A 22,742-nucleotide genomic window follows, 5' to 3' on the forward strand; every position below is an offset into this window, starting at 1 on the left:
GATCCTAGATTATTTGTACTTATCCTTGCGGATTTTTTGCTCTAAGTAATCCATTACCGTAATTGCTTTTGCCTTGGTTCCAGCAATGGATGGGGATGTGACGTAGCGACCCTGCATCACAACCGTTGGGACGCCATCTATGCGATAGGCATCAGCCATCTGTCTTGCAGCACGCGCTTTTGATACAACGGCAAAAGAGCGATAGGTGGCCAAGAAGGTATTGCGATCAATACCCTGAGAGGCTACCCAATCAGCGATCTCATTTTCTGTCATAAGGCGCTTGTTTTCTTTATGCATGGCATACATGACTTTGTCATTCATCGCCTCGCCCTTACCCATGGACTCTAAAGCATAGAACAACTGGCTGTGCGGCATGAAATCATCTCGGAAAGCCACGGGCACTTTACGGAATGTCACATCCTTTGCTTGGCGCTTAAGCCAGGCATTGAGCTCCGGTTCAAAGTCATAACAATGCGGGCAACCATACCAAAAGAACTCGATAACCTCGACCTTCCCTTTGACTTCAACTGGCTGAGGGGTAGGCAGAATACGATAATCAAACCCTTCTTCAATCTTAGGGCTTTGCGCAGCAACCAGGCCTGAAAAAGAAAATGCCAAGCCAAGAATCGCGGCAGATAAAAGAGCTCTTTTAGATTTAGATAATGTAATCATGATTTGCTAGATTTAATGACACTCGGTTTAATGCCCATGCCAGTTAGCTTATCACGCACGGGATTGCTTTCTTCAACACTATTGTAGGGTCCAATACGCACACGCCAAAGCGTATTGCCATCACTATTAATCTCACTTAATTGAGATTGAATACCCTGAATCGCTAAACTTGCTTTTTGAGCATCTGCATCAGCACGCTTATTAAAGGCACCCACTTGCAAGAAGTAAATAGCATCTGATTTTGCAAGAGGGGCTATATCTACTGGCTTCTTACCATTAGCCAAATCAGCAATTGGATCTGGCGCATTAGCGGCAGGTGCGGCAGACTTACCTTGCAAAGGCTTGTTCAGATCGAGGGCCTCTGCCGGGGTAGTCACTTCACCTTCCGCCGGCGCTGATCCCGACTTAATGGATAAAGGGAGATTGGGAGCTCTAACTCCAGGGCGCTCTTGCGGTGTATTTTTAGAAAGGTAAAAGGCAATCACAAAAGCAACGCCGAGGCCAACACCCAGCCCCAAGATGAAACCAAGAATAGTGCCGCCAAACTCCGGGCTAGAAGACCGGGTCTTCGGCGTTAAGCTGGTGTGTTGATTATTTCTTTTCATCGTATCCCCATCCTTCTTTTTACTTCTTATGCGCTAGCAAGTACTACAGCTTACATCTTAGCGGGTGCTGATACACCTAATACTTTTAATCCATTTTCAAGCACTTGGCGCGTCGCTAGGAGCAATGCAAGGCGTGCTAATTTCAATGCGGAATCATCTACCAAAACGCGATCCGCGTTATAGAAGGTATGAAAGTCGCCCGCTAAATCACGTAAATAAAAAGCTAAAGCATGTGGTGCTAAATCTGCAGCCGCGTCAGTCAGCATTTCTGGATATTCAGCTAAACGACGCAACAAATAATCCGAGGCTTTACTTTGCAACAGGGAGAGGTCTACGCCTTTTAGGTCGGATACTTTTCCGCCCCATTGGGTCAGAATTGAACAAATGCGCGCATGGGCATATTGCACATAGAATACGGGATTCTCATCATTTTGCTGTAATGCCAAATCAATATCAAAGACGAACTCTGTATCGGCCTTGCGGGAGATGAGGAAGAAACGCACGGTATCTCTTCCGCGCTGAAGCGCTAGTTCACGCTCATCAGCAGTCATCTCTGGCGAAACACCACCGGACCACTCAACTAAGTCACGCACAGTCACATAAGAGCCGGCTCGTTTAGAAATTTTGACTTCTTCGCCATGGCGCATTACCGTCACCATCTTGTGTAATACGTAATCAGGGTAAGTTTTTGGAATATCCCAGCCACGCTTTTGTGCCACGCCCTGCAAGCCCGAGCGAACACGGGCGATAGTACCGTGGTGATCACTCCCTTGGACATTAATCACTTTTTCAAAGCCCCGATTCCATTTACTGGTGTGATAGGCAACATCAGGCACAAAGTAGGTAAAGCTGCCATCAGACTTACGCATGACGCGATCTTTATCATCGCCATCATCTGTTGTCTTGAGCCAAAGTGCACCCTCAGACTCATAGGTCTTCCCAATACCCTGAAGCTCTTCAACAATTTTTGCAACACTACCATCGGTATATAAGGAAGACTCTAGGTAATAGCAATCAAACTTCACGCCAAATGTTTTTAAGTCAATATCTTGCTCATTGCGTAAATACGTAACAGCAAATTGACGGATCGCTTCAAGATCATCTTTGTATTCAGGTGAACCCTTAAAAGCAGTCGCAATCTCAGCAATGTATTCACCGTTATAGGCACCCTCTGGCCAGGCGGCATCACCAGGCTTGAATCCATTTAGACGAGCCTGCACTGAGAGTGCTAAGTTTGCAATCTGCACTCCTGCATCGTTGTAGTAAAACTCACGATGCACCTTGATGCCCTGCGTTGCTAGTAAGTTTGCCAAGGCATCGCCCAGTGCCGCTTGACGACCATGACCCACATGCAGCGGGCCAGTAGGATTGGCCGACACAAACTCAATCATGGCGCTAGTAACTGGGGCTGCGTCTGGCGCTAGCTGGCCAAACTGAGATCCTGCCGTGAGGACTTCTTCCACAACAGCAGTTTTAGCGATATTGCTAAGGCGAAAATTAATAAAGCCAGGTCCTGCAATTTCGCAGGAGGCAATGAGGTCGCTATAGCCAGGCTGCTGCTCTAAACGCTCAACTAGCGCTTGCGCTAATTCCCTAGGATTTAGCTTCCAAGCCTTGGATAGCTGAAGCGCAATATTGCAAGCGACATCTCCATGGTCTACTGCCTTAGGGCGCTCTAGACGGGGCGCAGGGGCATCGCCCAAACCACGCTCTTGGGCAAGTCCCTGAAGGGCTGCCCTCAGCATTTCAATTAAACGATTTTTATTAGTTAACAACATAGATAAGTGAGTTTATCAGGTGGTAAGCTATTGAAATGATCTATCAATTTCGCTCCAAAGCGGGTCCTGACGTCATCATGCTGGCTGACCTCACCCAGAGAATCTTTGATATTTTGGGCCGCCCATTAGAGCCCAGAGGAATTTTGACGGTAGAGCAACTACCAAGCCTCATCATCTCCCTAGAAACCGCCATTCTGAAAGACTTGGAAGAACGGGCTAAAAGTAATTCGACGGATCAAGAAAATAGTGAAAAACCGAAACTTGCCGATAGGCTAGGACAGCGTGCCTACCCTTTTCTAGATCTGATGAAACAGGCCAAAGCCAAAGATGAACCGGTGATGTGGGGCGTTTAAACGCCGCACTCCACTACACAATTTAGTCTATCGAGCTTGCCAACTGACGACGAATGTCTTCAACGGACTCATTACGGCGCTTAGCAAGATCTTCAATCTGGTCTACTGACAACTTACCCACATTGAAATAACGTGCTTCTGGATGCGCCAGATAAAAACCGCTGACACTAGAAGCTGGGTTCATGGCCATCGATTCGGTCAAGGTCATACCAATATCTTCTGAACCAATGACACGCAATAAATCTTTTTTCACTTCATGCGCAGGGCAAGCTGGATAACCTGGCGCTGGACGAATACCGCGATATTCCTCATTAATCATTTGATCGTTCGTCAAAATCTCATCCGTTGCATAAGCCCAGAGATCGGTACGAACACGGTGATGCATCAACTCTGCAAATGCTTCCGCCAGACGATCGGCCAAAGATTGCAACATGATTGCACTGTAGTCATCATGCTTCGCATGGAACTCAGCCACTTTTTTCTCAACCCCATGGCCAGTTGTCACAGCAAAGCAACCCAGATAATCAGCCACATGTGAATCCTTCGGCGCCACATAATCTGCTAAGCAACGATTAGGTCGACGAACGCCATCAACTACCGGACGCTCAGCCTGCTGACGCAAGTTATGCCAAACAAATAATGGATGCTCGCGAGATTCATCGCTATACAAGACGATGTCATCACCTATCGTATTTGCTGGATAGAAAGCCACTACAGCATCAGCCTGTAACCACTGACCTTTGATTAATTTATCTAAAAGCGCCTGGCCGTCATCAAATACTTTACGAGCCTCTACACCAACGATTTCATCATCCAAGATTGCTGGAAACTTACCGGCCAAATCCCAAGTCTGAAAGAATGGTGTCCAGTCAATATATTTAGCAATATCACTTAAAGCGAAATTCTTGAAAACACGACGCCCAATAAACTTCGGCTTCTCAGGCACATAATGAGCCCAATCAATCAGCTCGCGATTCTTACGTGCAGCTTCTAATGAGATAGTTGGAGACGCTTTTTTATTGGCATGCTGCTCACGAATACGTACGTAGTCATCACGCAGATCTTGAATAAATTTCTTGGCACTTTCATCTGACAGAAGACTTGATGCTACAGACACAGAGCGGGAGGCATCTGGCACATAGACTACCGGTCCATCGTAATGTGGTGCAATCTTGACTGCAGTATGCACACGGGATGTTGTGGCACCACCAATCATGAGCGGGATTTGACGCTCACGGAAATAATCGTCACGCTGCATCTCTTGCGCAACGTAAGTCATCTCCTCTAGAGATGGCGTGATCAAACCAGACAAGCCAACAATATCTGCTTTTTCTTCTTTAGCACGCTTCAGAATTTCTGAGCAGGGTACCATTACACCCATATTGGCAACTTCAAAGTTATTACATTGCAGCACTACCGTCACAATATTTTTACCAATATCGTGCACGTCACCTTTAACGGTGGCCATCACAATCTTGCCTTTGGCTTTTGCTTCGCCACCAGAGGCAATATGTTGACGCTTCTCTTCCTCAATATAAGGAATTAAGATTGCCACTGCCTGCTTCATCACACGTGCACTCTTAACTACTTGAGGTAGAAACATCTTACCGGCACCAAATAAGTCACCAACAACGTTCATACCATCCATCAGAGGACCTTCAATTACCTCAATCGGACGACCACCTGCACCCATAATTTGAGCGCGTAGCTCTTCAGTGTCACCTTCAATAAAGGTAGTGATTCCATGTACTAAAGCATGAGTTAAACGATCACGCACCGGGGCTTCACGCCACACCAAGTTTTCTACTTGCTTTGCGCCGCCACCTTTAAATTGGTCGGCAATATCTAGCAAGCGCTCAGTTGGAGTCTTACCATCCTTTTCTTTAAAGCGGTTAAGGACCACATCCTCAACACGCTCACGTAATTCAGGGTCTAAGTCTGCATAGACGCCGAGCTGTCCCGCATTAACAATACCCATGTCCATGCCCGCCTGAATGGCGTGATATAGGAACACTGTATGAATGGCTTCACGTACGCGATCGTTGCCTCGAAATGAAAAGCTGACATTCGAAACACCGCCACTGACTTTCGCGCCCGGCAGATTTTCTTTAATCCAGCGTGTGGCATTAATAAAATCTACTGCATAGTTATCGTGCTCTTCAATACCAGTGGCAATTGCAAAGATATTAGGATCAAAAATAATGTCTTCCGCTGGAAAGCCAAGCTCATTAACGAGAATTTGATAACAGCGCTGACAAATTTCTGTCTTACGCTTAAATGTATCTGCTTGACCTACCTCGTCAAATGCCATTACTACAGATGCAGCGCCGTAACGACGAATCAAGCGGGCTTGTTTTCTGAAGGGCTCTTCACCTTCTTTGAGTGAAATCGAGTTCACAATCGGCTTACCCTGAATGCACTTCAGGCCCGCCTCAATTACACTCCATTTGGAGGAGTCAACCATGATTGGTACGCGGGCAATATCTGGCTCTGAGGCAATCAAATTTAAGAAGCGCGTCATTGCCGCTTCAGAGTCCAACATTGCCTCATCCATATTGATGTCAATCACTTGAGCGCCATTCTCAACTTGCTGTCTTGCAACGACCAAAGCTTCATCAAATTGATTATTCAAAATCATGCGCGCAAAGGCTTTGGAGCCTGTGACGTTAGTACGTTCGCCAATGTTTACAAAGCGGATATCGGCTGTAACGTTAAAAGGCTCTAAGCCTGAAAGCTTCATTGGCGGCATTGCTTTTGCAGTCTTACTCATGCTGACAGCTCCGCACTCTCACGATAGAAGGGTCGCGGCTTACGCTGCGCAACTGCATTCGCGATTGCACGAATATGATCTGGCGTAGTTCCGCAGCAGCCACCCACTAAGTTGACCAAACCATCTTTTGCAAAACCATCAACTAAGCTAGAGGTAATGTCCGGAGTTTCATCAAAGCCTGTGTCACTCATGGGATTAGGTAGGCCGGCATTGGGGTAACAAGATACTGCAACATCGCAGATACGGGATAGTTCAGCGATATAAGGGCGCATCAGTGCTGCACCTAAGGCGCAGTTCAAGCCAAAGGTGAGTGGCTTAATATGACGCAGACTATTCCAAAATGCTTCCACTGTTTGGCCAGACAAAATTCGACCAGAAGCATCGGTCACCGTACCTGAAATCATCACCGGCAAACGCTCACCCGTTTCTTCAAAGAACTCATCTAAAGCAAATAATGCAGCCTTGGCATTGAGTGTGTCGAAAATAGTTTCAACTAAAAATAAATCAACGCCGCCCTCAAAGAGACCTTCAATCTGCTCTCGATAGGAAGCTCGCAGAGCATCAAACGTCACATTACGTGCACCGGGATCATTTACATCCGGAGAAATACTTGCGGTCTTTGGTGTAGGTCCAATTGCACCCGCTGCAAAACGTGGCTTGTCTGGCGTAGAGTATTTTTCACAGGCAGCACGCGCCAATTGAGCGGAGATTACATTCATCTCACGAGCCAAATCAGCCATCTTGTAATCCTCTTGCGCAACTGAAGTGGCGCCAAAGGTATTCGTCTCAATAATGTCCGCACCCGCATCTAAATACTGTTCATGAATCTTGCTGATAATTTGAGCTTGGGTCAGCACCAAAAGTTCGTTATTACCTTTGATATCGCCTGGATGACTCTCAAAGCGTTTGCTGGTTGGCAATCCACGGTAATCCGCCTCACTCAGCTTGTACTGCTGAATCATGGTGCCCATAGCGCCATCCAAAATCAAAATGCGCTGCTTCAGTAGCTCAGGAAGCGCCTGACCGCGGGTGTAAGGCTGGGATAAACCATTAGATTGCATTGCGTAACCGGGATTAATCTCTAGAATCCTCTATTGTATTGGCAATAAGCCACTTTTATCTGACCCGGAGCTACCCCTATGTTTGGAACTATCCCAGAATTCAATCAAAGCCTTGAAATGATGAAAACCATGTGGGGCCAGGGAGCGGGTGGGCAAACGCCAGGTCAATTCCCTTTCACCACAGATGCCTCCAAGGCTGCCGGGGGCTTTGGCTCAGCATTTCCAGGTCTGGATACCGAAGAGCTTGAAAAGCGCATCAAAGACCTAAAAAGTGTTGAAAACTGGCTTAACCTCAACCTCAATATTTTAAAGTCCACCATTCAGGGGCTAGAAGTGCAGCATGCCACCATGATGGCACTCAAATCCTTTGGGGATGCCGTTTCAGCAAGCGCCACTACTGCCACTGGTGAAGCCCCTAAGGACTCCGAAACAAAAGCTGCTAAACCACGCAAAACCGCAACACGCCGTCGTCGGAAAGCTGGCGACTCAACTTTCCTCGACGAAGTAGGTAATTCAGATGAGCAATAGCCTCGCCCATAGCAAATGTCATTTGGTGAATATCTAGTTCACGCCTAAATAAAACCGGCACAATCTCACGAGCAGTTGCCGGTTTTTCACATGCTCCCAGTGTTTCTGCCAAGCGCTCATCATGATGCGTTTTTAACTGACCAATCCGCGGCTTCATTCCTGTAAAAGGCTTGCCATGAGATGGCAGCACTAGAGTGTCATCGGGTAAGGGCAAATATCGATCCAAGGAACTCAAATACAGGCCCAAGGGATCTGCATCTGGATCTGCATCGTAGACGCTGACATTGGTAGAGATGCGCGGTAAAAGCATGTCTCCAGAAATCAATACTCCTAAATCTTTACAAAATAATGAAGCATGTTCAGGCGCATGACCAAATCCCATAATTACTTGCCACTCGTGTCCGCCAATCAAAATCATTTCACCATCAATGATGCGACGATATTGCCGTGGTACGCCCGGAACCATATTGCTGTAATAGTTGGAGCGTGCCCGAATTTTTTCTAAATCTTCTGGCGCACTTAATCCATGCTTCTGAAAGTGATCAGCAGACCCACCGCCACCAGCGCGTGCACCAACTGCAGCGCCGCCCTCTTTATGGCTCAACCATTGCGCAGTTAAATAATCTGTCATAGAGATCCAGAGTGGTACTTGCCACTTCTCACAGAGCCATTGAGAGAGTCCCACATGGTCTGGATGCATATGGGTGACAATCACCCTTAGCACCGGTAAGCCCTCTAACTGAGAAGCAAAGATCTGATCCCAAGCTGCTTTTGTCTCGTCATTAGCAATGCCGCAATCCACAATGGTCCAGCCCCGAACGCCTTCAAACTCATCACGTAACAGCCATAGGTTGATGTGGTCCAAAGCAAACGGTAGACGCATCCGCAACCAGCGTACACCGGGTGCTAGCTCCATTGAACTACCCACTTCCGGTAAAGCATCCGCTAGGGGATAATGAATAGAGCTCAGATCGCTGGATTGATTTTTAGTATTCATCTATTTCTATTTTAGGTTTGCTTTGACAACAGTTCCATCGCCTTGCATCAACTGGTGTGACATCAACCCCGACAATGGTTTTTGCCGGGGCTGCTATCGCACGCTCCCTGAGATTGCAGACTGGTCCAAACTTTCTAATTCGAACAAGCTTGAGGTTTTGGAAAAACTACAAGCACGAAAACCTCAAGTTATTCAGTAAGCGCTGTTAACTACCAATCGCTCATTTATTAACGTCCACGATTAAACGACCACGCACATTGCCAGCCATCAGCTCTGCGGCGTACTTTATAGAATCTTCTAAATTAATTTCGTGAGAGATCTCTTCCAAAGTGTTGAGATCAACCAACTTACTTAACTGCTCATAAGCAGCAATACGTTTTGCTTTGGGGACTGTCACACTGTTAATGCCATACAAAGTGACGCCACGCAAAATGAATGGCGCAACACTCGATGGAAAATCCATACCTTGAGCTAATCCGCAAGCAGCAACTGCACCATCACTTTTAGTTTGTGCACAGGCGTTAGCCAATGTATGACTACCAACGCTGTCGACTACCGCAGCCCAACGCTCTTTTGCCAAAGGCTTAGCAGGAGCTGACAGTACGGCGCGATCAATCACCTCACTAGCGCCCAATTTCTTTAAATAATCAGCTTCAGACATTCTTCCAGTACTGGCGACAACTGTGAATCCTAATTTGCTCAAAAGCGTAATCGCAAAGCTACCAACTCCACCTGCGGCACCAGTCACCAATACTTCGCCATCGCTAGGCTTTAGGCCATGCTTTTGTATAGCCATCACGCACAGCATTGCGGTGTAGCCAGCAGTACCAATAGCTAAAGCTTGCTTAGCAGTAAAACCCTTCGGCAAAGGAATGAGCCATTCTGACTTCACACGTGCTTGCTGCGCTAAGCCACCCCAATGACCTTCGCCAACGCCCCAGCCATTGAGCAGCACCATATCGCCAACCTTAAATTCTGGGCTAGCGCTTTCTAAGACCTCGCCTGCAAAATCAATCCCAGGAACCATCGGAAAGCTGCGAACCACAGGACCTTTGCCGGTAATAGCTAAGCCATCTTTGTAGTTGAGTGTGGAGTAGAGCACCTTCACCCTGACATCGCCCTCAGGCAAGCTAGCCTCATCGACTTGGGCAAGCTCAGCCCGATAACCTTGATCATCTTTATTTACCAAAATAGCCTTAAACATGCCTCTTCCTTTTAAAAGCGCTGCATTCTCCACAGCAAATACATAATGGGTTTATCCTAACGAGCATTGCTGATTATGGAGGTTTCCATGAAAAAAATTCTACTATTAACTTCTACTTGTGGTCTAGCACTCATTGGCTGCTCTTCGAGCCAGATTAATATGTCTATGGGCAATATGCGTCTGATCACTTCTAGCGCAACGCCACAAGATGTGATGGATTTTGCCAATACAACTTGTAAGAATGACTTTTACCAAGGTGCGAGCTTTCTTTCTAAGGCAGGTAAAGAATATCGCTTTAAATGTGTAAAAGCTGAAGAGAACGAAATTCTGACCCCTATTCCAGGCACTACCATTCCGGCTGCAACGAAGTAAGTCCCTAAATAAGTAAGCATGATGACCCCATTTACCTCCCAAGAGCTCCGCAAGGGTTTCTCTTCCTTTGCAACCGGGGTCACAGTGATCACTTGCCTAGATGCGGAACAGCATGCTCATGGCATCACTATCAGCTCTTTTAATACCGTTTCCTTAGAGCCGCCGCTGATTTTGTGGAGCCTGAAAAAGCATTCGCGCTTGATGCCTAATTTTGAAGTGGGTCATAAACAATTGATTCATGTTCTGGAGCGCTCACAAGAGGCTATGGCGATGCACTTTGCCACCGTGAAAGAAAATCAATTCACCAGCATTCCCCATAAAATTGCAGCAAGTGGACTTACTCAAATTGAAGGATGCGCTGCTTACTTTGAATGCGAGACTGTATCAGTGCATACCGGCGGCGACCACAACATCATCGTCGCCAAAGTCCTCAACCTAAAGCATGCCCCAGAAAGTCATCCACTCATATTTGCCCATAGCAAGTTTATGGGTCTAGATTCATCGCTTTAAAAATACTCGAATAGGAACTGAAATGATGCGTTTATGGGGAAGAAAAAGTTCTATCAATGTGCAAAAGGTGTTGTGGTGCTTTGCAGAGCTGGGGTTAGAAGAGGGTAAAGATTTTGAGCGTATTGATGCTGGCCTTCATTTTGGGAAAAATCGTACGCCTGAATTTCTAGCACTCAATCCTAATGGCTTAGTACCAACCTTAGAAGACGGCAATCTTGTACTCTGGGAATCCAATACGATCTTGCGCTATCTTCGCAGCCAATACGATCCCTCAAAACATTTTCCGGCTGACATTGCCGCCCAATATCAATCTGAGAAGTGGATGGATTGGCAAGTAGGGACTATGTGGCCAGCACTACGTATCACCTTTTTAGGGCTAACTCGTACGCCTGAAAACGAACGAAATAAGGAAGCAATTCTTAAGGCTTATCAAGATAGCAATGCACTATTCTCCTTACTAGATCAGCAACTGGCAAGCCAGCACTATTGCTCTGGAAACTCTTTCAATATTGGGGATATTCCACTGGCACTTTGTGCAAGCCGATGGATTCTATTGAATCAAACTTTTCCAGATCAAACTGGACTGCGTCCTTCCTTACACAACATTGATGCTTGGATGCAGCGCATTGAAACGGGAACTAAGTACAGCGTAGTTGCAGAAAAAGAACTGAATATTGTGAAATAAGTTAATCGCTCAACTAGAAAAGGGTGAACTTGCTTCACCCTTTTTCTTTGCTTACTTGAGAGATATATTACTGCTGCTTAAATTTCTTCTGATGGTGATCTGCGCCAATAAATAAGTACATCGCCGGCACTACAAAAAGTGTAAACAGCGTACCGATTGATAAGCCAGTAAAGATCACGATACCCATGGATTGACGGCCCGCAGCGCCTGCACCAGAAGCAATTACTAGAGGCACTACGCCCAATACCATCGCAGCAGTCGTCATTAAGATCGGACGTAAACGTACGCTACTCGCTTCTACGATAGCGTCTAACTTACTGCGACCAGCTTCTTGTAACTCATTGGCAAATTCCACAATCAAAATGCCATGCTTACTAATCAGTCCCATCAAGGTAACCAGTCCAACCTGGGTATATACATTTAAGGTTGTGAATCCCAAATTGATAAAGATCAGTGCCCCGAATAAAGCAAGTGGTACTGAAACCAAAATGACGATGGGGTCGCGGAAGCTTTCAAACTGAGCGGCCAAAACCAAGAACACAATTAAGATCGCAAAGAACATGGTCACCAAGAAACCACCCGACTCTGCCATGAACTGCCGGGATGGACCAGCATAATCCATGGTGTAACCGTTGGGCGCAACCTCTTTCAAAGTTTGACGCATAAACTCTAGTAAATCTGCTTGAGAAATAAATGGGGTACTCACACCAAATATTGTCGCTGAGTTGAGCTGCTGAAAGTGATTAATAGACTGCGGCACTACTCTTTGCTTAATGGTTGCGATGGTACGAGCCTGAATCATCTGCCCACTAGGCGTACGTATATAGTAGTCGAGGATTTGATCCGGGTTTAAGCGGTCCACTTGCTTTACTTGTGGAATGACGCGATAAGAGCGTCCAGCAACAGAGAAGTAATTAACATAGCCACCGCCCAAGGCAGCAGATAGTGCACTACCAACTTGCTGCTGGGTCATACCCAGTGCAGCTACTTTTTCACGATCAATCTCTAAAACATCTTGCGGTTTATCAATCTTCAAATCAGAGTCAACGAAAAAGAAGTTACCACTACGACGCGCCTTATCCAAAACCGCTTGGGATACCTCATTTAACAATTCGTAAGACTCGGTGGTATTAATCACCACTTGCACAGGCAAGCCCTGTGCGCCAGGCAAGGCCGGGAACTGGAAAGCCGCAACACGAGCACCAGCGATCGAATTCCACTTACTTTGCATATCTTCTTGGAACTTAGTAGCATTGCGACTGCGTTGATCCCAATCTTTAAGCAAGACACCGCCAAAGCTGCTCGTTGGACTGGTGATCTGGAACATCTGCTCATACTCGGGCTCTGCTGCTGATATTTGATAAATCTGATCAGCGTAAGTCTGCATCTGATTGACTGTACTATTGGGCGGTCCTGAAGCCTGCATCAACACAATGCCCTGATCTTCTGTTGGCGCTAATTCAGAACGCGCAGTGGAGTAAAGATAAGCCACACCACCTAACAAAATCACACCCATCACAATAATGACCTGCCAAGTGCTCAAGAGCTCGCGCAAAGTGGTTTGATAGCTGTGGTGGACTTTTTCAAAAATACGGTCAATTTTTTGAACAAACGCTGAGGCCTCTTGTTCTTCAGTAAAGATACGTGAACACATCATCGGAGAAAGCGTTAAAGCAATCAACCCCGATACTGCAACTGCGCTGGCCAAAGTAAAAGCAAATTCTGTAAAAAGCGCGCCCGTTAACCCACCCTGAAAACCAATCGGAATATAAACTGCAATCAGCACAATGGTCATAGCCAAAATAGGGCCGCCCAACTCACGCGCAGCAATTAGTGAGGCCTCCAATGGAGACTTACCTTCCTTCATGTGGCGGTCTACGTTCTCGACCACAATGATGGCATCGTCGACCACCAAACCAATTGCTAAGACCAGAGCAAGTAGCGTCAGCAAATTAATGGAATAACCCAAGACCTGCATTAAGAAGAATGTACCAATCAAAGAAAGTGGCATCGCAATCACCGGTACTGCTACTGCACGTGCACTACCTAAGAAAAGATAGATCACCACTGTCACAATTAATAGCGCTTCTAATAATGTCGCCACCACTTCATCAATCGAGGTAGTAATGAACTTAGTGGAGTCGTACACCACCTTCCCAGACATGCCGGTTGGTAACTGCTTCTGAATCTCTGGCACGGCAGCACGAACCCGTGCTGCCACATCGAGCAAGTTGGCCTGTGGCGCCACCTTGATGGCGATGAATACCGACCTCTTACCGCTAAATGCAACGTTAGTGTTGTAATCCTCAGAGCCCATAGTGACGCTAGCTACTTGATCCAAATAGACAATATTGATGCCGTCTTTTTTGATGACCAACTTGCGGAACTCATCAAGCGTATGCAAATCAGTACCCGCCACCAAGTCCACTGCGACCATGTCGCCTTTGGTGCTGCCAACTGCGGATAAGTAGTTGTTGGCTGCCATAGCACTATAGACATCATCCGCGCCCACACCGAGGCCAGCCATCTTCTCGCGATCGAGCCAAGCACGTAAAGCAAACTTTCTGCCGCCAGTAATTTCTGCGTTCTGAACACCGTCTATAGAGTCTAGCTTTGGCTTAACTACCCGCAACAGGTAATCAGTAATCGCGTTGTTTGGAATATCGTCACTATAAAAACCCATGTACATGGCCGCAGTCGATTGACCAATTTGTACAGTCAATACAGGCTGCTGAGCTTGCGGTGGCAGTTGATTCTTAACCGAACTAATTTGGGTCTGGATCTGCGTCAATGCCGCATTGGAATCGTAGTTCAGCTTGAGGGTGGCAGTGATGGTTGAGAGACCACTCACGCTCATCGAGGATAAATAATCAATACCTTGAGACTGGGCAATCGCCGTCTCTAAAGGCTGTGTAATAAATCCTGCAATCGTCTCTGGATCAGCGCCATAGTAGGCCGTTGTAATCGTCACAATAGCATTTTGGGTTTGCGGGTATTGATTCACTGGCAAGGAACCTACCGCCTTTAAACCAAATACTAGGACGAGTGCACTCACCACCAGCGAGAGCACTGGCCTACGAATAAATATGTCAGTCCAATTCATTTAGGACTTATTCCTGTGGCTGTGGGTTAGGTGAATTCGCTGGTAACACCTTGTTATTCACAATCAGCGGTGTTCCATTCTTTAACTTGAGTTGGCCGCTAGTAACCACTGTCGCACCCTCTTCAACCCCTTTTAGAATCGCTACCTGATCTCCGCGTGTCGGCCCAGTAGTCACAAATACTTGTTGAGCCTCCAGTGCTGGCTTGCCCTGCTTATCTTTTTTACCAGTTGGCTTAGCAATAAAGACTGTTGAGCCATACGGGTTATAGGTCACAGCCGTCTGCGGCAAAGTGAGCATCTTCACCTGATCGCCTAACTTGATATTCACATTAGCAAACATGCCCGGCAAGATCTTTTTATCTGGGTTGGCTAACTGAGCCTCAATCTGAATATTACGTGTATTCGTATCGACCTTCGGGCTGACGGCAGTAATCTTGCCAGTAAAGCTTGCACCCTTGAATGCATCGGTCGTCACCACAATTTCTTGTCCAACCTGTATCTGCTCAGCGTTACTTTGCGGGAGATTGAAGTCTACAAAAATGGGATCCAAGGTTTGAAGGGTAAGCAACTTATCACCTGGGTTCACAAACTGACCCGGGTTGATCATCACAATACCAACGCGCCCACCGAAAGGGGCCTTTAAATTTTTCTTAGCAACTAAAGCCGTTTGCTGCTCTACCTGAGCCTGCTTAGACTTTGCATCCGCTTTACTAGTATCAAATACATTCTTACTAATTGCCTGAATTTCTAGCTGCTGTCTATCGCGCTCATTAATTACTTGAGCCAAATCTGCCAATGCTTTTAAAGAATTAAGCTGGGCAACATCAGAAGCATCATTCAATTTAATAAGTAACTCACCTTCTTTAACATCCATGCCGGATTTAATAGATACGTTTTGAACTAAGCCACCAATTTCAGTGCTGAGATCTACACCTCTAAACGCACGCACATTACCAACGCTAGATAACTTGGGTTGCCATACTGAAGTTTCCACAACCATCGTAGAAACCGATGCTGGTGGCAAGCCCATACCCCCAATGAAATACTTAATCATGGCGGTCTTGAGTTGATTAAATCCAAAAATCAAACCTAGTAACAAAAATACACCGCACAACATCATGGTCATACGACGACCCAAAGGAGTCATAGACTGCAGTTTTGCATTGATCTTGCTACGCATGAACCGTTCGCGCAAGCGCAGCCAAAATCCCTTTATTTTTTCCCAAAGAGCAATGAGTCTCTCGCGAAGTTTCCACTCGATCGCTTTCGCACACATCCAGGCCCACAAGGCAAGTGCTGCTGCAATTACTTTGGTTTTAATTGTTTCCAGAAGTTTCATTTTGATCTTTGTTCGCTATGGCTTTTGGTTGAAAGGCTGGGCCGGTGCGATTCCACCAGCCGCCGCCCAATGCTGCAAATAATGCTGCTGTGTCAGAGAACCGAGTTGCTTGCGCAGAAACCGATTTGACTTTAGCAATTTGATATTGATTTTGATAATAGAGAACAGCCAGGTAGCTAGCAGTGCCCAGCTTGTATTGCTGCTGCACCAAATCCAAAGTTTCATAAGCGTAGCGTTCAGCATCCGATGCAGACTTTAATGCTTGAGCGCCTGTTTCTAAAGCACGTAAGGAGTCAGCCACTTCTTGAAAAGCTTTGAGTACAGTAGCTTGATATTGAAAAACTGCTTGTTCGTAGTTAGCCATCGCACCACGGCGTTGAGCTAATAACTGCCCACCCTGAAAGAGTGGCTGAAAGATACCGCCAGCAATAGACCATAGAGTGGCATTCGGCCCAAACAAGGCTGAGCTTGTTAATGCTGCGGAGCCAATAGCACCAGTGATATTAAATTGTGGCAATAAATTGGCCGTAGCAACACCTACTAAAGCATTGGTGGCCTTGAGTTGCGCCTCTGCTGCACGGACATCTGGGCGCTGACGTATCAAGCTCGATGGCACAGAGAGTGGCAACTTCTCTGGCAAATGCAAGGACTTCAAGTCAAACTTGGTGATGTTGGCATTACTAGGTAAATCGCCCACTAACACTGCCAGCTGATTACGCGCAAATGAAAGATTGCGTTCGTAGGTAAATAAATCGACTTGCGAGTTAGAGACCAAGGTTCTTTGTGAGGTCACATCCACTCGAGAGACTGTACCAATTGCTAATTGCTTTTCGGTAACTTCGGCTAAGTTTGTTTGCGCTTTCAGAATTTCTTCTGTAGCTTGCATCTGTGCTCGCAAAGCCGCTTCTCGTACCGCACCAGTAACAATATTGGCCGTCAAAGAAAGATAGGCGCCTTCTAGCTGAAACTGCGCAATTTCCTCTTTTGCTCTAGCGCTCTCAACTGCGCGGCGTGCGCCACCAAAGACGTCGAGCTTGTAGGTCACGTTTACAGAAGCGTTATAAAGGTTGTAAGTGTCAGATCCGAAAGGCAAGCCATAAATTGCGGCAGGTTGTAATTGCCGTGTAGCACCGCCATTTAAACCAACAGCTGGGAAATACTGTCCGCCAATTTGGGCATTGACATTTTCTTGGCTCGCACGAAGTGCAGCATCGGCTGCACCTAAATTAGGGTTCTGCTGCAGAGCCTTTTTAATGAGGGCATCTAGTTCGGGAGACTTAAATAACTCCCACCACTGAGCCTCAATATCGGCAGCTTCAATAAACTCTTGCGCCGTGCCCCCTGGAACTCCTGGCGCCGTAGCTAGTGTTTGAGAAAGGGTGGTTTCGGTATACCTAGGTGTATTCGGAGCTTCAGGTTGCTTGAAGTCTGGACCTACTGCGCATGCAGAAAGAAATCCCGCAAAAATAAGCGGAAGTAAACGCAAGCAAGAGAATTCTTTGAAGCCGGGCATGAACTGTGACAAACATCCTTTTCTATAGCAGATATTTGAACACACTTTTCTAAACCAGTCTGTGTAACACCTTGATTTAAATAATGAATTTTGTACACAGCTAAACACAGAAGTCAAACGGATTTTTTATACCCCTGGCATCTTCTTAGTGAGCAATTCTTCCAAAGCTTCCGCTATTGAAATCCTGCATTGCCTGAGCAATCTCCTCTTTGGTATTCATAACAAATGGTCCATAGCCAACAATAGGTTCACCAATGGGTTCGCCGCTCAGTAGGAGGGCAATAGAGTCCTCCAGCACATTCACTTGAATATTCTGACCTTGATTGCTAAACATCAACATTTGAGCATCCTTGGCGACTATCCCCTCACCCGCTTCAATAGCACCCTTAAGTACGACTAAAGATACATTCCAACCCTCAGGAACTGGAATACTTGTGGAACCCTTCCTCAACTTCAGGTCAATCACGTGCATAGGGGTAAATGTACGAGCAGGGCCTTGATGGCCATCGAACTCTCCAGCGATGATGCGAGCTTGCCCAGACCCACCCTTCAAGTCAATTGTAGGAATCTGTTTATCCAAAATGGCTTGATAGCCTGGCTTGGTCATCTTCAGTTTTGCCGGTAGATTGACCCACAACTGCACCATGTTCAAAGTGCCCCCGTTTTTGGCAAATCCTTCAGAATGAAACTCTTCATGCAGGATGCCGGAGCCGGCAGTCATCCACTGCACATCGCCAGGACCAATGGTGCCACCCTGACCTGTGGAATCCTTATGAGCCACCTCACCCTCGTAAACAATCGTGACAGTTTCAAAACCACGATGGGGATGCGAGCCCACCCCCTTACGTTCAGTAGTTGAGGCAAACTCTGCTGGACCCGCATAGTCCAGCATCAAGAATGGACTCATTTGCTTGCCTAGATCTTGATAGAAGAACAAGGTACGCACAGGAAAGCCATCGCCAACCCAGTGACCCTGATCATTGCCTTGAATGCCGATTACTTTTTTCATGCTCTTGGGATTACTCCACCGTAACTGACTTTGCTAAGTTACGAGGCTTATCAACATCAGTGCCCAAGGCACAAGCTGTGTGATACGCCAAGAGTTGTAGCGGAACTACATGCAAGATCGGCGAGAGATTGCCGTAGTGCTCAGGCAAACGAATCACATTGATACCTTCACTGCTAGTAATCTCGGAATCCTGGTCAGCAAAAACATAAAGCTTGCCACCACGGGCTTTAACTTCCTGCATATTCGACTTGAGCTTTTCTAATAAGTCATCTTTAGGGGCTACAGTAACCACTGGCATCTTCTCGGTAACGAGTGCAAGTGGTCCATGCTTTAATTCACCTGCTGGATAGGCTTCAGCATGAATATATGAAATCTCTTTTAATTTGAGAGCGCCTTCAAGAGCAATCGGATAGTGCATTCCGCGCCCTAGGAATAAAGCGTTTTCGCACTTAGCAAATGCTGTACTCCAAGCCATGATCTGTGGCTCAAGTGCCAACACCGCATGTAATGCTTTTGGCAAATGGCGCAAGTCACGTAAGAGTTCTTTCTCTTGCTCAGAACTGACCCTTCCTGCGCGCTTAGCCAATGAAACAGCCAATAGATAAAGAGCGACTAGCTGAGTTGTAAATGCTTTAGTAGAAGCTACGCCAATCTCGGTGCCAGCCTTGGTTAGGAAACTCCAATTGGTTTCACGAACCATAGCGCTAGAGGCCACGTTACAAATCGCGAGAGTGTATTGATGCCCCAGCGCTTGCGCATGGCGTAAAGCTGCCAGAGTATCTGCAGTCTCACCAGACTGGGAGACCACCACAATTAATGTATTGGGATTAGGTACGGTTGTGCGATAGCGATATTCACTAGCAATCTCAACCTGGGTCGGAATGCCGGCCAAATCTTCTAACCAGTATTTAGCAACACAGGCAGAGTAGTAGCTGGTGCCGCAAGCCAAGATCAAAATTTGATCAAACTTATTCCACTGTTCGGAATCGGCTTTAAAGAGTTCCGGGCCAAAGCTAGCGATATTGGCAAGCGTGTCGCCAATAGCTCTAGGTTGCTCGAAAATCTCTTTTTGCATGTAGTGCTGATATGGCCCAAGATCTACTGAGTCAGCCTGAGCGGGCATCGGCTTTTGCTCTCGCTGCGCCGTCTTTCCTGCCTGATCAATGATCTCAACACTCTCTGCTTTGAGAACGGCAACATCGCCCTCCTCTAAATACATCATGGATTGCGCTCGACCTGCAAGCGCTAAAGCATCAGAAGCAAGGAAGTTTTCATGCTCGCCAAGGGCTACGACTAAGGGTGACCCTACTCGCGCCCCTAGCAAAACATCTGGGCGATCTTGTGCAATCACGCCAATCGCATAAGCACCATGAAGTCGCGGCAATACGGAACGGACTGCAGCAACTAAATCTACTTGCTTACTGGATACATAAGCTTGATGAATTAAATGCGCAATGACTTCAGTATCCGTTTCTGAAGTAAATATATAGCCTGCGGATTTCAGCTCAGTACGTAATGATTCGTAGTTTTCAATAATGCCGTTATGAACAACCGCAATCAAACCCCCAGAGATATGGGGGTGGGCATTTTGTGTATCTGGCTTGCCATGTGTTGCCCAACGAGTATGTGCAATACCTAGGGTGCCATGAAATTCTCTGCCCTGCTCCGCCAACTCAGAGACACGAGCAGTAGTGCGTGCACGCTCAATTGGATGCTTGTCATCAGCTCCATTAATGACGGCAAAGCCACAAGAATCATAGCCGCGGTACTCAAGGCGACGTAGGCCTTCAATTAAGACTTCAACAATATTGTTATGTGATGCCGCGCCAACAATTCCGCACATTATTTTTTAGCCTTCACGGATTTTTTTGCAGCTACTTTCTTTGCATCTACTTTCTTTATCACCGTATTCTTTTCATTCTTTACTGGTCGCTGCCACTGTAAAGAGATTTGCTTAGCACGTGACACTGTCAACTGATTCGGAGGTGCATCCTTAGTCAGGGTTGTACCAGCACCTAGGGTAGCGCCGCGGCCTACGCGTACTGGGGCAACTAGCTGAGTATCAGAGCCAATGAAGACATCGTCCTCAATAATCGTTTGGTGTTTATTGACACCATCGTAGTTGCAAGTAATCGTACCGGCACCGATATTAACTCTAGAACCCACGATGGAGTCACCCACATAAGCTAAGTGATTAGCCTTACTGTTTGCAGCGATTTTGCTGTTCTTCACTTCGACAAAATTGCCAATATGTACATCATTAGACAAATCTGCACCAGGACGCAAACGAGCATAGGGCCCAATTAATGAATTTGTACCAACTTTCGCACCATCAATATGGCTGAAGGGATGAATCGTGACATTCTTACCAATCACGCTATTACGAATAATGCAGTACGGACCCACTTTTGCGCCCGCAGCCAAAGTGACACAACCCTCAAATACACAACCAACATCAATAAAGACATCCGTACCGCACTCTAGCGTTCCACGAATATCGATGCGCGCTGGATCAGCCAAAGAAACACCGGCATCCATTAATACATTTGCTTGATTGAGTTGATGTACTCGCTCTAATGCGGCCAACTGATCGTGACTGTTAACGCCAACAATTTCATATTCAGCATCAGCTTGTGCAGTACGAATAGGTACGCCATCTTTGACTGCCATGGCAATCACATCAGTTAAATAGTATTCACCTTGGGCATTGCTTGCACGCAAAGACTTTAACCATCTCTTGAGTGAGTTTGTTGGCAACACCATGATGCCGGTATTGATTTCTTGAAGACGTTTTTGCGCAGGTGTTGCATCTTTTTCTTCAACGATCTCTTTTACCGAACCATCGATATCCCGAACGATACGGCCATAGCCCGTTGGATTACTCAGATTTTGAGTGAGTAGCGCTAATGCAGAATCTTGACCACGCACACCATCAGCCAATTTGGCTAATTTTGAGAGCGTCTTTTTACTTGTCAGAGGCACATCACCATAGAGAACCAAAGTAGGTTCATTCACATCCAGCTTAGGTAAGGCTTGTAATAAAGCATGGCCTGTTCCTTTTTGCTCAGCTTGTAAGGCAGTAGCTACTTTGCCAAAACGAGAATCTTGCTCGCTAGCAGTTTGGAGGAATTGCTTTACATCGGCAGCGCCATGGCCAACAACGACGATAGGACCAGTTTTAGCGCTTTTACCTTGTAGGTCTAAAGCCGTATTCAAAACGTGCTGGAGAAGGGGCTTCCCCGCCAAGGTTTGAAGAACCTTGGGTAATGCGGACTTCATCCGCCTTCCCTGCCCAGCAGCCAAAATAACGATGTTCATAAAGAGGGATTATAAGACCCCTGAATGAGGGTTCCACAGGCTATTTCATCAATTTCTGTCTCGTCAATTGCCTTATCTCCGGCAGATCTTGCGGCAATGCCCGACAGTTCTGTAGAAATCTCAAGACTCTTAAAATCAAAGGCTTCACCATCCATCAAATGGGAAGGCACGATATGGTGCATCGAGCGAAACAGATTCTCAACACGCCCAGGGTGCTTTTTTTCCCAATCACGCAACATCTCTTTCATAGCGCCACGCTGCAAATTGGGCTGACTACCGCACAGATTGCACGGAATAATTGGGAAGTTCATGTCTACCGCATAACGCTCAAGTAACTTTTCAGGAACGTAAGCTAGAGGGCGAATGACAATATGCTTGCCGTCATCAGATCGCAACTTTGGCGGCATACCTTTAAGCTTGCCAGCAAAGAACATATTGAGCATTAATGTCTCTAAGATGTCATCACGATGATGGCCCAAGGCAATCTTAGTAGCGCCCAACTCATCTGCTACACGATACAAAATGCCACGACGTAATCGAGAGCAAAGACCACAAGTAGTTTTGCCTTCTGGAATGACGCGTTTAACAATGCTATAAGTATCTTGATTTTCAATGTGGTACTCGACACCCAAAGCTTTTAAATAATTCGGCAAAATCTCTGCCGGAAAGCCTGGTTGCTTTTGATCTAAGTTGACAGCAACAATTGCAAAATCAATTGGGGCACGCTCGCGCAACTTCAACAGAATATCGAGCATGGCATAACTATCTTTACCGCCCGATAAACACACCATCACTTTATCGCCATCTTCGATCATGCCAAAGTCGCCAATCGCTTGACCAACCAAACGGCACAGCTTTTTCTCCAGCTTGTTTTCTTCTAAGACAACTTTACGAATATCACTCATGGCTACTAAATTTTTTCTTT

Annotated in this window: 20 protein-coding genes; 6 read left to right on the plus strand and 14 right to left on the minus strand. The window is 46.5% G+C overall.

Annotation, left to right across the window (positions count from 1 at the left end):
* Positions 1-9 precede the first annotated feature (9 nt).
* Genes C2758_RS10165 through argS form a run of 3 tightly spaced genes read right to left on the minus strand, consistent with a single transcriptional unit; the run spans position 10 to position 3,055 of the window.
* Positions 10-672 carry a thiol:disulfide interchange protein DsbA/DsbL gene (locus C2758_RS10165; protein WP_215328160.1) on the minus strand — a complete coding sequence of 221 codons (663 nt, stop codon included), beginning with the start codon at positions 670-672 and terminating at the stop codon, positions 10-12.
* Entirely contained in the window at positions 669-1,277 is a 609-nt protein-coding gene (locus C2758_RS10170; RefSeq protein ID WP_215328161.1) for an SPOR domain-containing protein, read from the minus strand. Before C2758_RS10170 ends, C2758_RS10165 begins: the two co-directional genes overlap by 4 nt.
* A gap of 50 nt (positions 1,278-1,327) precedes the next feature.
* Positions 1,328-3,055, minus strand: a complete 1,728-nt coding sequence (gene argS / locus C2758_RS10175) for an arginine--tRNA ligase (protein WP_215328162.1) — start codon at positions 3,053-3,055, stop codon at positions 1,328-1,330.
* A gap of 35 nt (positions 3,056-3,090) precedes the next feature.
* Between argS and C2758_RS10180 the strand changes: the two genes are divergently transcribed.
* On the plus strand, positions 3,091-3,408 hold the full coding sequence (locus tag C2758_RS10180) for a DUF1840 domain-containing protein (RefSeq protein WP_215328164.1): 318 nt from the start codon (positions 3,091-3,093) through the stop codon (positions 3,406-3,408).
* A 22-nt stretch (positions 3,409-3,430) separates the two neighbouring features.
* Here the strand turns inward: C2758_RS10180 and metH are convergent, their stop codons facing one another.
* Positions 3,431-6,178 (minus strand): methionine synthase, encoded by a 2,748-nt coding sequence (metH, locus tag C2758_RS10185; protein ID WP_215328165.1) that lies wholly within the window; start codon positions 6,176-6,178, stop codon positions 3,431-3,433.
* The gene (locus tag C2758_RS10190; protein ID WP_215328166.1) at positions 6,175-7,239 is read right to left on the minus strand and encodes a homocysteine S-methyltransferase family protein; all 1,065 of its coding nucleotides are present in this window, start codon (positions 7,237-7,239) and stop codon (positions 6,175-6,177) included. Before C2758_RS10190 ends, metH begins: the two co-directional genes overlap by 4 nt.
* A 78-nt stretch (positions 7,240-7,317) precedes the next feature.
* Here C2758_RS10190 and C2758_RS10195 point away from each other — a divergent pair, with 78 nt between their 5' ends.
* Positions 7,318-7,767: a PhaM family polyhydroxyalkanoate granule multifunctional regulatory protein gene (locus tag C2758_RS10195; RefSeq protein ID WP_215328167.1), complete on the plus strand. Its 450-nt coding sequence runs from the start codon at positions 7,318-7,320 to the stop codon at positions 7,765-7,767.
* Here the strand turns inward: C2758_RS10195 and C2758_RS10200 are convergent.
* On the minus strand, positions 7,679-8,764 hold the full coding sequence (locus C2758_RS10200) for an MBL fold metallo-hydrolase (RefSeq protein ID WP_215328168.1): 1,086 nt from the start codon (positions 8,762-8,764) through the stop codon (positions 7,679-7,681). The genes C2758_RS10195 and C2758_RS10200 overlap by 89 nt on opposite strands.
* A gap of 22 nt (positions 8,765-8,786) precedes the next feature.
* On the opposite strand from C2758_RS10200, the gene C2758_RS10205 reads away from it, so the two are divergent.
* Positions 8,787-8,963: a DUF1289 domain-containing protein gene (locus tag C2758_RS10205; protein WP_215328169.1), complete on the plus strand. Its 177-nt coding sequence runs from the start codon at positions 8,787-8,789 to the stop codon at positions 8,961-8,963.
* Between the two features lie 21 nt (positions 8,964-8,984).
* Here C2758_RS10205 and C2758_RS10210 read toward each other — a convergent pair whose 3' ends face one another.
* Entirely contained in the window at positions 8,985-9,968 is a 984-nt protein-coding gene (locus C2758_RS10210) for an MDR family oxidoreductase (RefSeq protein ID WP_215328170.1), read from the minus strand.
* A gap of 87 nt (positions 9,969-10,055) precedes the next feature.
* Here C2758_RS10210 and C2758_RS10215 point away from each other — a divergent pair, with 87 nt between their 5' ends.
* From C2758_RS10215 to C2758_RS10225, 3 genes are read left to right on the plus strand one after another with little or no spacing between them, the layout of a single operon-like run.
* Entirely contained in the window at positions 10,056-10,340 is a 285-nt protein-coding gene (locus C2758_RS10215) for a hypothetical protein (protein ID WP_215328172.1), read from the plus strand.
* Between the two features lie 18 nt (positions 10,341-10,358).
* Positions 10,359-10,850 carry a flavin reductase family protein gene (locus C2758_RS10220; RefSeq protein ID WP_251369197.1) on the plus strand — a complete coding sequence of 164 codons (492 nt, stop codon included), beginning with the start codon at positions 10,359-10,361 and terminating at the stop codon, positions 10,848-10,850.
* Between the two features lie 22 nt (positions 10,851-10,872).
* Positions 10,873-11,535, plus strand: coding sequence for a glutathione S-transferase family protein (locus C2758_RS10225; RefSeq protein WP_215328174.1), 663 nt, complete (start codon positions 10,873-10,875; stop codon positions 11,533-11,535).
* Positions 11,536-11,602: 67 nt separating this feature from the next.
* On the opposite strand, the gene C2758_RS10230 is transcribed toward C2758_RS10225, so the two are convergent.
* From C2758_RS10230 to ttcA, 7 genes are all read right to left on the minus strand, one after another.
* Entirely contained in the window at positions 11,603-14,638 is a 3,036-nt protein-coding gene (locus C2758_RS10230; RefSeq protein ID WP_215328176.1) for an efflux RND transporter permease subunit, read from the minus strand.
* A gap of 7 nt (positions 14,639-14,645) precedes the next feature.
* Entirely contained in the window at positions 14,646-15,785 is a 1,140-nt protein-coding gene (locus C2758_RS10235; RefSeq protein WP_215330282.1) for an efflux RND transporter periplasmic adaptor subunit, read from the minus strand.
* A 169-nt stretch (positions 15,786-15,954) separates the two neighbouring features.
* The gene (locus C2758_RS10240; protein WP_215328178.1) at positions 15,955-17,490 is read right to left on the minus strand and encodes an efflux transporter outer membrane subunit; all 1,536 of its coding nucleotides are present in this window, start codon (positions 17,488-17,490) and stop codon (positions 15,955-15,957) included.
* Positions 17,491-17,635: 145 nt separating this feature from the next.
* Complete coding sequence (locus tag C2758_RS10245; RefSeq protein ID WP_215328182.1) at positions 17,636-18,499, minus strand: pirin family protein; 864 nt, start codon at positions 18,497-18,499, stop codon at positions 17,636-17,638.
* 10 nt (positions 18,500-18,509) lie between these two features.
* On the minus strand, positions 18,510-20,342 hold the full coding sequence (gene glmS, locus C2758_RS10250) for a glutamine--fructose-6-phosphate transaminase (isomerizing) (protein WP_215328184.1): 1,833 nt from the start codon (positions 20,340-20,342) through the stop codon (positions 18,510-18,512).
* Entirely contained in the window at positions 20,342-21,817 is a 1,476-nt protein-coding gene (gene glmU / locus C2758_RS10255) for a bifunctional UDP-N-acetylglucosamine diphosphorylase/glucosamine-1-phosphate N-acetyltransferase GlmU (protein ID WP_215328190.1), read from the minus strand. The genes glmS and glmU overlap by 1 nt, the downstream gene beginning before the upstream one ends.
* Entirely contained in the window at positions 21,814-22,722 is a 909-nt protein-coding gene (gene ttcA, locus C2758_RS10260) for a tRNA 2-thiocytidine(32) synthetase TtcA (RefSeq protein WP_215328191.1), read from the minus strand. Before ttcA ends, glmU begins: the two co-directional genes overlap by 4 nt.
* Positions 22,723-22,742: the final 20 nt, after the last annotated feature.

Origin of the sequence: Polynucleobacter sp. AP-Sving-400A-A2 (assembly GCF_018688155.1) — a bacterium.
Taxonomy (GTDB): domain Bacteria; phylum Pseudomonadota; class Gammaproteobacteria; order Burkholderiales; family Burkholderiaceae; genus Polynucleobacter.